At 51.7% G+C, this 202-nt stretch carries 1 protein-coding gene; it reads left to right on the top strand.

Translation table 11 applies throughout. The annotated features are described in order from the left end of the window. Positions 1-47: 47 nt before the first annotated feature. A partial coding sequence (locus tag VZP09_RS03910) for an IS1 family transposase (protein WP_001392526.1) occupies positions 48-202 on the top strand: 155 nt, incomplete at its 3' end.

Genomic DNA, 202 nt, shown 5'->3' with positions numbered 1-202 from the left:
TGCCAACTTACTGATTTAGTGTATGATGGTGTTTTTGAGGTGCTCCAGTGGCTTCTGTTTCTATCAGCTGTCCCTCCTGTTCAGCTACTGACGGGGTGGTGCGTAACGGCAAAAGCACCGCCGGACATCAGCGCTATCTCTGCTCTCACTGCCGTAAAACATGGCAACTGCAGTTCACTTACACCGCTTCTCAACCCGGNAC

The sequence above is a fragment of the Klebsiella sp. EMBS2024 genome, from assembly GCF_036233805.1.
Classification (GTDB): Bacteria; Pseudomonadota; Gammaproteobacteria; order Enterobacterales; family Enterobacteriaceae; genus Klebsiella; species Klebsiella pneumoniae.
Note: the sequence above shows the minus strand (reverse complement) of the source record. Positions and strands in the feature narration are given on the sequence as shown.